Source organism: Paenibacillus sp. p3-SID867 (assembly GCF_025142895.1).
Classification (GTDB): domain Bacteria; phylum Bacillota; class Bacilli; order Paenibacillales; family Paenibacillaceae; genus Paenibacillus_AQ.
In genome coordinates, this window is sequence record NZ_JAMBDM010000026.1 from 1 (window position 1) to 16,328 (window position 16,328).

General features: G+C 50.4%; 9 protein-coding genes. 1 reads left to right on the forward strand and 8 read right to left on the reverse strand.

The features are described 5' to 3' along the window. Positions 1–475: 475 nt before the first annotated feature. On the forward strand, positions 476–1,732 hold the full coding sequence (locus M4D81_RS31095; protein WP_260069242.1) for an MFS transporter: 1,257 nt from the start codon (positions 476–478) through the stop codon (positions 1,730–1,732). A 63-nt stretch (positions 1,733–1,795) separates the two neighbouring features. Here M4D81_RS31095 and M4D81_RS31100 read toward each other — a convergent pair whose 3' ends face one another. The 8 genes from M4D81_RS31100 to M4D81_RS31135 all read right to left on the reverse strand — a co-directional run bounded on the left by M4D81_RS31100 (position 1,796) and on the right by M4D81_RS31135 (position 16,276). After that, positions 1,796–1,987 (reverse strand): hypothetical protein, encoded by a 192-nt coding sequence (locus tag M4D81_RS31100; protein WP_260069243.1) that lies wholly within the window; start codon positions 1,985–1,987, stop codon positions 1,796–1,798. A 252-nt stretch (positions 1,988–2,239) separates the two neighbouring features. Further along, a complete protein-coding gene (locus tag M4D81_RS31105) occupies positions 2,240–6,739 on the reverse strand; it encodes a S8 family serine peptidase (protein ID WP_260069244.1) in 4,500 nt (1,499 codons plus the stop codon). A gap of 360 nt (positions 6,740–7,099) precedes the next feature. Beyond that, positions 7,100–9,115 carry an NAD-dependent DNA ligase LigA gene (gene ligA, locus M4D81_RS31110; protein ID WP_260069245.1) on the reverse strand — a complete coding sequence of 672 codons (2,016 nt, stop codon included), beginning with the start codon at positions 9,113–9,115 and terminating at the stop codon, positions 7,100–7,102. Between the two features lie 136 nt (positions 9,116–9,251). Beyond that, positions 9,252–11,582 carry a DNA helicase PcrA gene (gene pcrA, locus M4D81_RS31115; protein ID WP_260069246.1) on the reverse strand — a complete coding sequence of 777 codons (2,331 nt, stop codon included), beginning with the start codon at positions 11,580–11,582 and terminating at the stop codon, positions 9,252–9,254. A 297-nt stretch (positions 11,583–11,879) separates the two neighbouring features. Next, on the reverse strand, positions 11,880–12,569 hold the full coding sequence (gene pcrB, locus M4D81_RS31120) for a heptaprenylglyceryl phosphate synthase (protein ID WP_260069247.1): 690 nt from the start codon (positions 12,567–12,569) through the stop codon (positions 11,880–11,882). Positions 12,570–12,976: 407 nt separating this feature from the next. Further along, positions 12,977–13,849 carry a phosphatidylinositol-specific phospholipase C/glycerophosphodiester phosphodiesterase family protein gene (locus M4D81_RS31125; RefSeq protein WP_260069248.1) on the reverse strand — a complete coding sequence of 291 codons (873 nt, stop codon included), beginning with the start codon at positions 13,847–13,849 and terminating at the stop codon, positions 12,977–12,979. Between the two features lie 118 nt (positions 13,850–13,967). Continuing rightward, positions 13,968–15,368, reverse strand: coding sequence for an undecaprenyl-phosphate glucose phosphotransferase (locus M4D81_RS31130; protein WP_260069249.1), 1,401 nt, complete (start codon positions 15,366–15,368; stop codon positions 13,968–13,970). Then, positions 15,365–16,276 (reverse strand): glycosyltransferase family 2 protein, encoded by a 912-nt coding sequence (locus M4D81_RS31135; RefSeq protein ID WP_260069250.1) that lies wholly within the window; start codon positions 16,274–16,276, stop codon positions 15,365–15,367. The genes M4D81_RS31130 and M4D81_RS31135 overlap by 4 nt, the downstream gene beginning before the upstream one ends. Positions 16,277–16,328: the final 52 nt, after the last annotated feature.

The window sequence follows — 16,328 nt, forward strand, 5'->3', positions numbered from 1 at the left end:
AAAGCTAACGTATTAACGTTTGCTTGTATTACATTGACGTGATCCATTTGTTCAGTTTTCAAGGAACTTGTTGGCTGCTTTGCCGATCATCTCAATCAGCAGCGCAGGTTTATATCTTATCAAGTATTTAACTTGATGTCAACACTTTTTTTTCGACGCCGTTCGACAAGCTTCAAAAGCTTTCGTCAAAAGCGACAGTTAGTAATATACCATGATCCAAAAGATATAGCAAGCATTTTTAAAAGAAAATATGTAAAGTTTCGCATAACATCGTTCCTATCAGGATTTATACCTTATAGAGAACGATATCTAACCCCGCCTGCCGGCGACCTTACTATAAATTCGCTTCATCTCAGACTTTAAATTCATGAAGTATCATCTCGAAATGTAATTGATTTCCTATAGAATAAGGTTTTAAGGTTAGTTCATCGCTTTTCTGAAGCCCGACTATATACATAAGAAAGGAGTTCGCCGAATGGCAGACAAAAGCATCGCTCTCCAAAAGCCCACAGATACTCCAAGTCCTGCGCACGGAGAGGGAAATCAGGCTACCGTATATAAAATTCTAATCGCCATCAGTTTCGTTCATTTGTTTAATGATTCGATTCAGTCCGTGATCCCTGCTATCTTTCCTATATTAAAGGATAACCTGCTGCTTACCTTTACGCAGATCGGTTGGATCTCCTTTGCCATTAATTTTACTTCATCCATTATTCAGCCGGTTATCGGGTATGCTGCGGATCGAAGGCCAACACCGATTCTGCTACCGATCGGTATGTGTTTCACGTTTGCAGGCGTATTCATTCTTGCATATGCACATACATATATCCTTGTTCTGTTCGCGGTCGTTCTGATCGGATTAGGCTCGGCGACTTTTCACCCTGAGGGAATGCGAGTTGCTCATATGGCTGCAGGTATGCGAAAAGGGTTATCCCAATCGATCTTTCAAGTAGGAGGCAATGCCGGGCAATCACTTGCTCCGCTCCTGACACGATACATCTTCGTACCGTTCGGACAGTTCGGCGCGATCGGTTTCACCTTCGTTGCCGCGGCTGGTATCCTCGTGCAATCCTATGTTGCCCATTGGTATCATGGCATGCTGAAAGCTGGTTACACGTTTAAAAAGAAAGCTGCAGGACGCACGCTTGATCCCGCGCGTCGCAAAAGCGTACGCAATGCAACGCTGGTTCTCGTCATTCTCGTGTTTATCCGCTCCTGGTATGGCGCAGCCATTAGCAGCTATTATGCGTTCTACCTCATGGATGCGTACAAGATCACGATTGATAACGCTCAGATTTATATTTTTCTATTTCTCGCATCCGGAGCTGTGGGTACCTTCTTCGGCGGTCCGCTGGCCGACCGCTTTGGCCGCCGCAACATGATCATGCTCTCCATGATCGGCACAGCACCCATTGCGTTGATTCTGCCGTTCGCCTCCCCGTTCTGGGCGGCTGTATTGCTGCTGATCGGCGGCTTTGTTCTATTGTCCAGTTTCTCGGTCACCATCGTATATGCCCAAATGCTGCATCCGGGCAATATCGGTACGGTATCCGGGCTGATTACCGGATTTGCTTTTGGCATGGGCGGGGTCGGTTCGCTTGTGCTCGGTAATCTCGGGGATGCTTGGGGAATCGGCAATGTTATGATCGCCATCGGCTTCTTGCCGCTGCTTGGTCTGCTTGCCCTGCTTCTTCCCGGTGATGACAAGCTGGACCATTGGTCGAAGGAATAATCGAGATTATGGGAAAAAGACACTCATCGTGCTGCACAATACGTGCAAGCGGTGAGTGTCTTTTCACTTTATTTTTCTGACAAGTTTAATGAACCAGTACAGGAATATCCATGGGAGCACGTACTTCGTCAGCCATTCGATGCTCATGCGAATCATTCCAGCAGCATCCTCAGCCGCGATATCCCCGAGCACGGTAACCATAATAAAAAATAGAACTATTCCAATGGTTATATAGAAGACAGTGCTGTATCTCATCCCTATCCTCCCTTCACCTGATTTCACAAGCATATTATACATTACAGGTTGTCTAATCAATATTTTTGTTGATGGTTCGAATAAAACGGGACCTCCTTAAAAGGCAGCAAGGATGTTAGCGTTGACGTATTGATGTATCAAAGAAGCAACCGCAAATAAAAAGAGGAGATGCCCCGTCAAGTCACATGACATAGAGCAACTCCTCTTTTGCTTAACCACAATTGTATTCTAGATGAAATAGCTTCGCCTTCATTAGATTTTGTCCAGATAATCCAGCAAACGGTACACAATCACGGATACCTGAGCCCGAGTGGAAGTCTCACCCGGTCCGAAGCGGTTGCCATTCACTCCCTTCACCAGACCTTCCTTCACAGCAAAGGCTACGGCCGCACGCGCCTCCTCCGAAATCAGATTCGTATCGTTAAATGACAAGGAACCTGCTTCGGAATCAATCTTCAGCGCTTCCGCAATCATGACCACCATATCCTCACGGGTCAGTGGATTCTTCGCTCCCGCTTCTTTGCTGCGTGTTTCCCAATCGATGCCTGTTTCGAAAATACGATCAAGCAGTGTGGCAAATTCGGCACGGGTCACCGCATTGTTCGGCGAAAACCGGCCCGCACCTGTCCCGTTCGTGATATGCTGCGAGGCCACAACCTCGATCTCATCCTTAGCCCAGTGGCTGACGATGTCGTTAAAGGTCACGTTATTCTCGGCAGCCACATATGAACCTGGACCGTTAACACGGAACGTGATCGATCCACGCGCAGTCGATTGCAGCAATCCAGCGAATTGCAGGTCTCCTTTTTCCGACTGCACGTAGGCACCTACCTTGCGCGCATCCTTCACTTTTGTTGGGTCATAGTTCAATGTCAGCAAAAGCGGATGTTTAAACTTGTCTCCGTGTTTAACCGAAACGATCGGGGATACAGCGTTCAATGTGTTTCCGGATCCCGCTTTGCTTGCAGCTACGGAAACCGCTAAGCTGAATCCGCTGCTCGTTGTGAAATCATCCAAGGCATCAGCAGGAACCGTCAGGCTAAATCCGTTACCCGCAATCACAAGCGGTTTGCCGGATGCTTTCAATTTATCTACGGCAGCCTTACCGAGGGTAAGAGCTACATCGCTATATTTGCTGAAATCCAGCTTCGATACATCCAGCTTCACTTCTTTGCCGTCTTCGGTAATTCCTGCCGTAACCGCTGCTTCAGACAGAGCCGCCGTTGCAGACTCGGTACCATCCGCATTTTTCTTCGTGGTTACTTTGGCATCCCCCGATACTTCAGGGGCCGGAGTTGACGGAGTTCCCGTAGAACCTCCACCAGAGGACGAGCCGCCTCCACCGCCTCCTCCAGATCCGCCACCATTACCTGGATCAGGGTTGCCTGGTCCAGGCGCGCCCGCCAGCTGCAAAGATACGGAAGCCGTTCCTTGAAGTCCTTGACGGTCCTTGACGGAAAGCTCAACGGTATAGTTGCCTGAAGATAATCCGTCTAACGCAATGTTAAATGCACCATTCTGTTCAACATCAAAGGTACCTTGCTTGGCGACCGTTTTGTTAGCTCTTTTAATGACATAAGTGGCATCCAACCATTCGCTTACGTCAAAATCAATGGCCCACTCATCCCACAGAGCCGGAACAGCTGTTACATAGAGATCATCGATCGTGCCGGTTAGCGAAGGATTGTTCTTGCCGGAAATTTTGACATCCGCCTCCGTTTGTATCGATGGTGCCGATCTCTTCACGAAGAAAGGAATCGTGGCATAATCGGAATAAACGATTCCATCCGTACCAAGGGATAAAAGCTCTATCGAGTACAGACCGTCCTGAACCTCTACCTCTTTCTCGGTCTCATAATCGGCATACTTCCCGTTCCAGCCGATCGTAAACGAGGTGTTCGCATCAAAATAGGCTTCCCCTCCGAATATTTGGCCGATAATACCGTCGCCGTCAACACCCGCGCCCGGATTAAGACTGTCATACAAGTCCACAATGACGATCTGCATCGGATTGTAAAATTCGAAAGCCAGGTTGAGCTTGCCCAATTCACCCGTCACGGTCAACGGAACATGCGGTAAGTAATTCTCTTTGTCACTGTAGGCTTTTGTATATTTCACGCCTGTGATCTCAAGGTTAAAGTACGCAACGTAAGGAACTGAATAGGTGTAGGCTCCATTCGTAAAGGTAATATACCCTTGTTGTTCTGATACGCCCTCTATCCCTTCCGGCACTTGAAGGGTTATTGTGACCTCTTCTTGACCGTTTAGGGTGAAGGTGCTTTTATCGGTTGTAACACTTACTCCCGGCGTGACCTGTGTGTTATTGATTTCCACGTTAAAAGTCCCGCCCGCATTTCCAATACTCTCTATCTTTATTTTTTTCTGAACGGTCTTGGCAGCTTTGCCCGTGAAATTACCGAAGTTGATGCTTCCCGTAATATTATCCTGCTCTTTACTTGTTCCGTTCTCCTGATACGAGGTCTTGTCCAAGACCTTCACCAGAGCCTCTGCCTGGATGGTATTGAGTGCTTGTACGCGCCCGGCTCCTTGATCCGTTACATCGTAGGATTCGGTATTCAGCACTTTGGCGTTATTCATCAGTGCGACTTTGACGTCGAATGGAGTCCAGTCGTTGTGCTTCTCCAAAATGAGAGCTGCAAGCCCTGCCACATGCGGGGATGCCATACTGGTGCCCGTGAAGCGATCATAGGATCGACTGTAATCTGCATCGGCAATGTCCCTACCGTACGCCGGAATGGATGACAAAATGCTGGTTCCCGGTGCAACCACGTCAGGCTTGATGTCCAGCGTCTTTTTAGCCGGGCCGCGGGAGCTGGAATCATTGATTTCATCGCCTGCGGTTCGGTTTTTGATAAAATCCGTAAAATTCACTTTCATATTCGGATTGGCATCGAGCAGCGATTTGATATAATCGCCGTCTTCTTTGCTCATACTAAAGGTTGGAATGAAGGCAAAACTGTCTCCAAGCAACACAGCGATAGGTCCAGGGTTCTGGTTGAACACAATGGCACCCTTCGCGCCTGCCGCCTTAGCATTGGCAATTTTTTCGACGAAGGCAATTTCGCCGCGTTTAATCAATGCTATTTTGCCGGTTACGTCTTTACCCGTGAAATCCTCTGGCTTACCCAGATCCGCATAAACCAGTCCGAAATCGCCATCCAGGACAACTTCAGGATCTTCAGCCAGATTCCAGGCCATTAATTCAAGCTTATACGTTGCATCTGTCACCGTGATCGGAGCGGCATCGTCTGTCGAAGGCAGTTCCTTATCCTTGACAGGTTCAACAGCTTCCTCTTCCGTGACCGGCTCCTCTCCGGCTCCTTCATTCGGTAAAGCCGGCTCTAGATCTTGTTCCGTATCGACGGAAGTCTCCGTCCCAACCATAGCAGCCGTGTCATCAGTCGATGTTGGCCCAGCGGCTTCATCTGCCTGTGCTCCTACATCCGTCTGCTCTTCAGGCGTAACGGGATTTGTTGGCTCTGCTCCAAGCTCCAACGGACCCTCATTGTTATCCATTGGCTCACCCGGCAATTCCGAATCCGTGGAAAAGTGCGCTGTTGCCGCAATTTCGTCACTTGGACCCGTTGAGTTTCCTACCGTAATCGGAAAAGCCGCCGCCCCCGGCGATCCAACCGTCCAGCGGTTAGGCCCTGAATTGCCGCTTGCAACGACTGGCGTGACACCAGCCAGCGCAGCATTATTGAGTGCTACGGACGTCACATAGTCCGGATCATTGCGTGAATTGCCCAGCGAGAGGTTGATTATATCCATTCCGTCCTGGACGGAACGGTCAATACCACCCAGTACCCAGCTGGAATAGCCGCTTCCGTATGGCCCAAGAACTCGGTAAGCATAGATATCCGCTTCCGGTGCAATGCCCACAACTCCATATTCGCCGGCATCACGGGCCCCGATGGTACCCGCTACATGCGTTCCGTGATCCGTCCAATACGTACTTCCCCTGTCATCGACCTGTGGGGGATCGGAAGGATCATTCTCCCAGTCGAGCGGAGTTGTCTCATAAGGATCGTTATCATTGTCTACGAAATCATATCCACCCTTATAAGCATCCTTCAAAACAGGGTGTACGTAATCAATACCCGTATCGATAACGCCTACTTTAATGCCTTTACCTGTATAACCGAGATCCCATACTTCCGGAGCACCGATAAACGGCCCCGTATCCTTCATGTATGGATTCACTTCGCCCTTCGGTCCAACCGTTACCTCCAGATCGGGATATACGCCTAGAACGCCAGGGAGATCAAGCAGCGCTTCAACCTTGCTGCCGTCGATCTCCATGGACACCCCGTTGAATGCGTAACTATATTGCTCCGAAATTTCGTGCGTTATATTCTTCGTGCTCAGGCTGCGTATAAAAGTCTGCTGCTCCAATTGCACCTGTGCCTCAACCTTCGCCTCTGCGGAAGAACTAAAGAATTGACCCTGAATAGAGGAAAGCCCTTTGGCTAAGGCCACTGGCTCAGTAGACAGCTCTACAATGACTCTTGTAGGACCCCCGGCAGATCTCTGCAGACTTTGATCAAGCACCGGAAACTCCGCAAGCTTAGCTCGCTGTTTCAGAATATCCTTTATCTGCCCAGCTTCATCGGCGCTGAGCTGATTGTTCAGCTCGATCTGCCGTTCTGACGGAGCGGCCCCAGCCGCTGGTGCAACGAGTGATAGCGTTAATACAAAACTTAGTAGTGCGGACCATAACTTTTTACTCATGGCTTTGCCCCTCCCATAAGATAGATTTCCCAATCACATTAGGGTCTGGGATGTCATCAGCATATCTGCGCTGCCTAACGATGGTATCCACTCCTTTCCGCATAAGACTGACCCGTGGTAAATTATTCTAGAATCCAAAATTAGATTCCTTCATCCTTTTCTGTATGCTTTTGTTAAATTCAGTCGAATGTTTAGGAGCTTTTGGCGAATGATCGAAAACGTCATAGATTCATAGAAAATATGGCTTACATCGCAAGTAAGGGAGAAGTCAGGGAACCGGGGAAAAGAAAAACCGAGGCTATCGATAGCCTCGGTTCACATGGAGTTGCAACTGATTCTGCAAGATATATCCAGATTGTATTATGATTCGTCTAGCAACCGTACGAACTCTTCCTCATCTTCCAGGATGTCGATGCCGAGCTGCTGGGCTTTGGCCAGCTTGCTGCCGGCTTTTTCGCCTGCAATGAGGAGGTCGGTTTTCTTGGACACGCTGCCGGTGACTTTGGCGCCGAGCGCTTCCAAGCGTTCGGTCGCCTCTTCTCGGGTCAGCAGATGGAGGGTGCCTGTCAGCACCACCGTTTTGCCGCTGAAGTAGGAATCGGTGCTCACCGGCTTCGGTGCTTCCGGCGCTTTCGCTTGGACGCCCAGCGAGAGCATCTTCTGAATGCTTGCTTGGGCAAACGGGTCCGCGAAGTATCCGGCGATGCTTTCGGCCACGATGCCGCCCACGTCCGGCAGCTCGACCAATTCTTCTGCGGTCGCCGCCATCACGCGGTGCAGATCTCGATAGTGATCGGCCAGCATTTTGGTTGTGGATTTGCCGGTATTCGGAATCCCCAGCGCAAAGAGGAAAGATGCAAGATCCCGCTCCTTACTCTTCTCGATGGCATCCAGCAGATTCTGGGCTTTTTTCTCGCCGAAGCGCTCCAGCTTCAGCAAGCTATCAAAAGATAACGTGTACAGATCAGCCGGTTCTCTTACACCCAGTTCGTCGTATAACTGGATCGCAGTTTTGTCGCTGAATGTTTCAATGTCCATGGCATCCCTGGAAGCAAAATGCGTGATCCGGGCCACGATTTGCGGCTTGCACCCCGTCTTGTTGTTGCAGAAGAGATGAGCGCCGCGCTGCTCCAGCGGAAATCCGCAGGATGGACACTGTTCCGGATACAGGATCTCTTCGCCGTCCTGCTCCTCCGTTACTTTGCCGAGGATCTCGGGAATAACGTCATTCGAACGGCGAATGAAGACTCGGGAGCCCAGTGCGAACTTGAGGTTCTTGCGCTCAATATCCCCGATATTGTTCAGCGTACAATTTTGCACCGTGACCCCGGCAAGCTCAACAGGCTCTACACGCGCTAACGGCGTGATTTTTCCGGTCCGCCCCACATTCCAGGTTACCGACTGCAGCACGGTCGTGGTTTCTTCCGCTTCGAATTTATAAGCGACTGCCCAGCGGGGGAACTTATCGGTATATCCGAGAGCTTCGCGAATGCGGAAATCGGTCACCTTCACCACCGCTCCGTCAATGAGGTAATCGAGCTCGGAACGGCGTTTCTCGATATCAGCCAATTGCTCCATTACATCGCCAAATTGCTCAAAATAGAAAATGTACGGATTGACCTTGAGCCGGTTCTCGCGCAGGAAATCCATCATCTCCTTGTGATCGGCAAAGGTGATTCCATCCGAATAACCTACATTATAGAAGTAAGCGTTCAGTTTACGCTCAGCCGTCACCTTGGGATTAAGATTGCGGAGAGCCCCTGCGGCGGCATTACGGGCGTTCTTGAGCGGCTCGGCCGCGGTTTGATTGTATTTGTCCAGCACGGACAGGTTCATGATGCCTTCGCCCTGTACTTCAATCGTACCTTCCGTGTACGGGATCGTCATCGGCACCGACTTGATGGTTTTCACCTGAGCCAAAATGCCTTCGCCAACTGCACCGTTGCCCCGTGTCGATGCTTGAATCAGCTTGCCGTCCTGATAGGTCAGATTCAGCGTGAGTCCGTCAAACTTCAGCTCCAGTGCATAACAAGGTGCCTTAAGAGGATTGCCGGGATTCTTCGTATTATAGTCATTGACCAGCCTGACCACGCGATCATGCCAGGTACGGAGCTGCTCAATGTTCTGAGCCTTATCGAGACTCCATAACGGAGCCAAATGGCGGTGGGGGGCAAAACCCTTCAGAATCTCCCCACCCACCCGCTGGGTCGGAGAATCCGGAAGCGACACTCCGGTCTCGGCCTCCAACGCTACCAGCTGATCGTACAGGGCATCATATTCCTTGTCGCTTACAAGCGGCTGATCCAGCGTGTAGTAATGGTAATTGTAATTGTTCAGCTCCGCAATGAGCTTCTCCATCTTTTCCTTGAAATCCATGCAGGGGCAATCCTCCTTCAATAATATAAGGCCATAATAAGTTGCGTTACGTTATGTGGACTGTCGTTCAATCATTGTATTACATTGTTGTCCAAACATCCTGCTCTTAAAAATGAGCAACCGCCATCACCCGCGGTTATTCCACCTTCGTAATCGGCGCGAAGCCGGCAAGCAGACGTTTCACGCCCACAGGCGCCGGGAATGCAATCTGCAATTCCATGTCGTTGCCACTGCCTTTTACCGCTACGATCGTACCGGTTCCCCATTTGCCATGGGCAACTTTGTCGCCGGCTTTAAATTCCCCACTGCCCGAAGCAGCAGCTGGACGGGATGACCCACCGGTTGTCATCGTTACCCGGCTCTTCGGCGCGGCTTGCGCGGAAGCGGTCGATCCGCTGAGGGAGAGATCCACGCTGCGGCCGCCGCCAAAGTTGCTGCCTCCACCGCCGCCGAAGCCGCGTCCCGCATAGGAACCACCTACATTGCTTCCGCCACCTCGGCGGTAGCGGTCATGCGCCATCTGAGTGTCTTCCTTCAGCTCTTCCGGGATTTCCTCCAGGAATCGCGATGGCATGTTCGCCGTCGTGCGGCCAAATAAGGTACGCATGCGTGCACAGGATAAGAACAACTGCTTCTCTGCGCGCGTGATGCCTACATAAGCAAGTCGGCGTTCCTCTTCCAGCTCTTCGTTATCCATAAAGGCACGGCTATGCGGGAATACCCCTTCCTCCATACCGATAATGAACACCACCGGGAACTCCAGACCTTTGGCACTGTGCATGGTCATGAGCACGACAGCGTCGTCACGATCTTCTTCGTCATCGTTCATCGAGTCGATGTCCGCAATCAAGGCAAGATCCGTGAGGAAGGAGATGAGCGATTTATCCTCGTTGTTCTTCTCGAACTCTTGCGTAACCGACAGGAACTCGTCGATGTTCTCGAGGCGGGATCTGGATTCGATCGTATTCTCGTTTTGCAGCTCGAGGCGGTACTCGGACATCTCGAGAATTTTTTCCGTAAGCTCGGTCACCGACAGAAACTCGACCATTCGGCTGAGCGCGGCAATCATGTCGTAGAAGCCCACCAGCGCATTACGCGTACGTCCGGCAAAGCCGAGATCGTCCACGATTTCCAGCACGCGGAAGATCGAGATGCCCCGCTCTGCGGCTGCAGCAGCCAGCTTTGCAACGGTTGTGTCGCCGATGCTTCTTTTTGGCACATTAATGATCCGCGTCAAGCTGATATCGTCGTCCGGGTTGGAAATCAGGCGAAGGTAGGCGAGCAGGTCCTTAATCTCTTTGCGATCGTAGAACTTGATGCCCCCGACGATCTGGTACGGAATATCCGACTTGATCAGAATTTCCTCGATCACCCGTGACTGCGCATTGGTCCGATACAGAATCGCGTGGTCCTGATAGCTCTTGCCGTCCTTGATGTTCTTGCTAATTTCCGAGGTAACAAAATACCCCTCATCATGCTCCGTATCCCCGCGGAACACCTTGATCTTCGGTCCTTCGCCCTGCTCGGTCCACAGATTCTTCGGCTTGCGGCCAGTGTTCAGGCCAATAACATTGTTGGCAGCGTTCAAAATGTTCGCTGTAGAACGGTAATTCTGCTCCAGCAGAATCGTCCGGGCCTCGGGATAATCCTGCTCAAAATTCAGGATGTTCGTGATATCCGCGCCACGCCAGCGGTAGATCGACTGATCGCTGTCCCCGACAACGCAAATGCGGTGATGGCTGTCCGCCAGCATACGGCAAAGCATGTACTGCGCCCGGTTGGTATCCTGATACTCATCCACATGAATGTACTGGAACTTGCGCTGGTAGAAGTCGAGAACCTCCGGCACTTCCTTAAACAGCTGAATCGTGGTCATGATCAGATCGTCAAAATCTAGCGAGTTGTTACTCTTCAAGCGCTTCTGGTATTCGGTGTAGACCTTGGCTACAAGGGATTCAAAATAATCTCCGGCTTTCTGTTCATACTGCTGCGGGGAAATCAGCTCATTCTTGGCCGCGCTCATGGCCGCTTGAATCGCCTTCGGCTCGAATTTCTTCGGATCGATGTTGTGCTGCTTCATCACATTCCGAATAACGGACAGCTGATCCGTCGAGTCTAGAATACTGAAATTCGAGGTAAAGCCAATCCGCTCAATGTCTCTACGCAAAATCCGCACGCACATCGAGTGGAACGTCGATACCCAGATGTCCTGGCCTTCCCGGCCGACCAGCTTGGATACCCGCTCCTGCATCTCGCGGGCTGCTTTATTCGTAAACGTAATCGCAAGAATGCTCCAGGGAGCCGCTTTGCGCGTGGCGATCAGATACGCGATCCGGTGCGTCAGCACCCGCGTCTTGCCGGAACCGGCACCCGCCATAATGAGCAGCGGTCCGTCGGTTGCTTCAACGGCTTGACGCTGCTGCGGATTGAGACGTCTGACGGCTTCATGTATATCAATGGAATGCATAGTATTGCCTCCTAATAGGTGTAGATTTGATAAAGGGAAACACTTGGGTAAAGGTGAAAAGATTAAAAAAGATTGGGTCTGGCTGATAGATAAATTAAAGAGAATGAATAGTATAGAATGCTGTCTGTCTAAGACACGGTGCGTTCTGCCTGCTTGGTTAAATGGAATATAAAATCAAAATATTAAATAAAGTATACTTAACCGTTACAAGGCGAATGGAGAAAACACACGATTATAGAGCCTGAGCGAGCTTAACGCGCCTCTATATTTTTGGGCAGATCTTATAACAGAGACAAGTCAGCCCTTCACGGCCTTGACCGTCTCGAGCGCCTGCTCCAGATGATCATACACAACGTTGCCAACAACGATCGTATCAGAGATAGCAGCTGCCTCCGTCGCTTGCTGGGCGCTCGTTATTCCGCCACCGTAGAACAAACGGGCGTTATCAAGCGATCTTCGAACCGTACGGACGGTCTCCATATCCCCATATGCGCCACTGTATTCCAGGTACACGATCGGCAGATTCATCAGCTTGTCCGCAATCTGGGCATAAGCGGCGACAGTGCTCGCTCCAATCGAAGTTTCTGCTCCGGTCAGCTTCGCCACCGCGGCATTCTCGTTCAACACGATATACCCCTCGGTCACAACCAGATCCCACGGGATCATATACCCGTAGCGTTCGATTCCTTCGCGATGCCGGCCCATGATCCAGGTTGGATCCTGCGTATTCAAAACCATCGGGACCATATATAGATCAAATCCGGGTACAACGGCTTCCAGATCGGATACTTCCTGCACGCACGGCAGCTCGTAACGCCGAACTCGGGACAGCAAATCCACGGTATTTTCATAAGTGACTCCGGTTGAGCCTCCGACCATAATGGCATCGGTTCCTGACAAACATACCGCATCAAGGGTCTCGTCATCGATCTCCTTGTCGGGGTCCAGCTTAAACACATGCCTCCAGGATTGTATCATCTCTTTCAAGCGTCATTCCTCCACGTTCACGGGTTACTATTATACTAAAATAAGTCTATGCTAGCACGGTAAGCAAGTCAATTTATGTTCGCATAAAATACGAACATTTTTTTGGTAATTGTGGTCTATCGGTTCAGCCGATATACGAACCGCGCCTCTGGAAAGGGAATTGGACTGATACTTCGCTAAGAACAGCGTCTACAGGCGTACTATCCCAGACCGCATTTAGATGATGATTTTCTTGTGATATCAGGAAGGTCATGCTTCGAAGTTTATACTTTCTGATATCATGAAAAAGCCCGCGTCTCTTTTGGAGATAGCGGACTTCGATGTTCAGCTTCACTATATATGAAGAAAAGCCTGTTCCCTAGGCGGGCCATCCAACTTGAATTAAAGCCATGCCCCCTCTATGCGAGTCACTTTTTAATGGTATACCTCAGGCTGTTCTGCTCCAACTCCGGCTCTGTCAGCAGGTCCGAGTAAACGCCGTACACGCCCCATTTTTCATAATTGTTCACCGTGTTGGTGTCATTGATGGTGTGGACATAGGTCACGGCACCCGCTTGCCTCAGCTTCGCTACGAAATTCGGGCTGACCTTGTACTCCGGCATGGTAACGGCGTCAATGTTGTTCTCCTGTACGAAGGCCGTGATTTCGGCAGGGGAATCCTGCGTGGCATACAGCGTATAGATAATGGACTCAAACGGATATATTTCCTGGACCATCTCGAGCATCGGTTCATTATAAATTTGGACGACGACCCGATCCAGAAGTTTTCGATCCCGCTCTTTAGCAGCGTTTAAAATCTCCGTGAACAGGTGCTGAATATCCTGATCCTCCTGCTCCTTCGTATCCGTCACGATATAGATATCGGGATGACGCTCCATCATATGCATGATGGCCTCAATATCCATCGGTTGGTATTGCTCCAAAATCGGCGTATTAATGAATTCCTCATGGCTCAGGCGGGCCGCCTGCTTATCCTCGGGGAGTTTCTCCTTCTGACCCAGCTGCTGTGTCATGCTCTCCGTCCACTCGTGCCTGGCTACGACTTTGCGATCCTCCGTCAGCATCAAATCAATCTCGAATACCCGGGTGCCTTGCTCGTAGTTAACGACCATAGCTTCGTAGGCGTTCGTGTAGGGCTGCTCCCCGATGCTTCCCATGGCATGAGCAATCAGGCGATAGGCCGCGAATCCTTGCGGTTCTTCCTCTTCCAACTCCAGATGAGTCAGAAGCAGTATCATAATGGCGGAAAATAATAGAAGGACAGCTGCGATCCGTTTCATGGTATCCCCACCCCTTGTTTCGTTCATCGCTGTTGCTAGGTAAATACCCGGTTGAAGGGTGGGCAAAACAAAAAAACGCCACTTGGCGGCTGCCAAATGACGTTCACATCGATTATGATCAGTATGCGTTTTTGAATCCGTTGCGGATCGTGCGCAGAATGATTTTGATATCAAACAGAATGGACCAATTCTCGATGTAGAAAATATCGTGCTTGATCCGCTCCTCAATCGAAGTATCCCCGCGCAGGCCGTTGCTCTGCGCCCACCCCGTGATGCCCGGGCGTACGTGGTGTTTCACCATATACTTCGGAATTTCCTCTTTGAACTGTTCAACGTAATAAGGTCGTTCCGGTCTTGGGCCCACAACGCTCATATGTCCGAACAGGACATTAAAGAACTGCGGCAGCTCATCCAGACTGGTCTTCCGGAGAAATGAGCCGAACTTGGTGCGGCGCGGATCATTCTCCACCGTCCAGCCCGTATCCGGCGCCCCTTCCGGCAGCGGCTTCATCGAACGGAATTTATACATATAAAAGTTCCTGCGGTTCAGCCCGACCCGCTCCTGCTTGAAAATGACAGGGCCCCGGGAGGTCAATCGGACACCGAGGTAAATTCCGATCATCACCGGCAGGGTGAGGATAATCGCCACTAACGAGAATACGATATCAAACGCCCGCTTGAACAGTCGGTTTGCCGCTAGATCCAGCGGGATATCGCGCACGTTGATCATCGGCATGCCCGCAAAGTTATCAAACACCGGCCGTGCCGGGAGATAATCGAAAAAGTCCGGGATAATTAGCGTTCGGACACCTGCTTTTTCACAAGCAGCAATGATCTCCGGATACTTGTGGTGCGCATCCAGTGGAAGTGCCAGTACGACCTCATCGACGAGCTTTTCGTTCAGCACCTTATGTAGATCGCCGACCGAGCCCAAGATAGGTTTAAGCCGTCTCGCCTCGATGTCGTCCCACTTCTGGTAATCATCCAGGAAGCCGATGACTTCATACCCCAGCTCCGGATACTGCTTCAGATTTTTGAAGAAGCGCTTGCCTAGCGACCCTGCACCCACGATGAGCACGAATTGGCGGTTGTAGCCCTTTTCCCGAAAATGCTTGAGCGATTTCTTGAGGAAATAACGATATAGGATAATGAATGCTACGTTGAGAATCATGTAGATGGCGAGATACCAACGGGAGATATTCACCTCTTTAACAAAAAACATAATGCTGAGGAGAATGAACATTCCGATGAAATGCATCTGGAAGATCTTCATGAACTCGTCGGCAAAGCGCTTTTTCCGCTTCGGCGAGTACAAAGAAATCATGATGCCGACAACCACGGCAACCGCGCCGTATATCAAGCTCCACATCCCGTAAGATTCGATGGGCAGCGGTTTTTCATACGGAAACCAACCGCTCTCGAATTTCACCCACCATGCAAGCAGAAACGCTAACTGGATAAAGGCAAAATCGGTCAACATATACAATTTGGTCAGAAAGCCCTGATTCTGGCGGATCATGATTTCACCTCCACTCCACCTGAAGATTGCGTTATCGTTGCTGGACGAATGGGCTTCAGCTGGTTCGTGAGCAGGGACAGGAGCAATTTCAGACCAACGCCCGCATACACGGCTCCATTAACGAATATGTTGTACTTCTGCCGGTAATGCTTCCGATGAAAAAGAATCATCGCCCGATGGAACTCATAAATGATCTTAAACGGCCGGCGCCGGGCGCTGCCGCCTTTATAATGGATAATCGTCGTCCGGGGATAGTAGTGAATGCCCCAGCCTGCCTGCTTGATGCGATAACACCAGTCGATATCCTCCCCGTACATAAAAAACGTCTCGTCCAGCCCGCCAACCTGCTCGATCGTCTCGCGGCGTACCAGCATGAACGCACCGACCAAACAATCCACCGGATACTCTACGTCCGGATTCAAATACCCCAGCTGATACTGGTTAAACTCCGGCTTGTTCGGGAAAAGCTTGCTGAGCCCAAAAGCATAATAGAAGGACGCCGAAGGCGTTGGGAACCCTCTTTTGCAGGCCTTATCCAGCGAGCCGTCCGGGAGGACGATTTTGCAGCCGGAAGCGCCAATGATCGGGTTATAGTCCATAAAAGCAACCATCGTCTGGATCGTATCCTGCTGGATAATCGTGTCGGAATTTAGCAGCAGCATATAGCGGCCTTCCGCCACTTCCATCCCCTGATTGTTGGCTTTGGCAAAGCCGGTATTTTCCGTGTTCTCGATCAGCTTGACCTGCGGAAATAACTCTCGGATGGTCTGAACGGACTCGTCCTTCGAGTTGTTATCTATCAGAATCACTTCATATGTATATTCCGTTTCCGATGCAAACACGGATCGCAAACAATCCACCGTCAGCTGACAGGTATTGTAGTTCACGATTAAAATGCTTAAATCCATTGCATAACGTCTCCTGACAAATATAGTAATCTATCGACATTATAGCATAGTT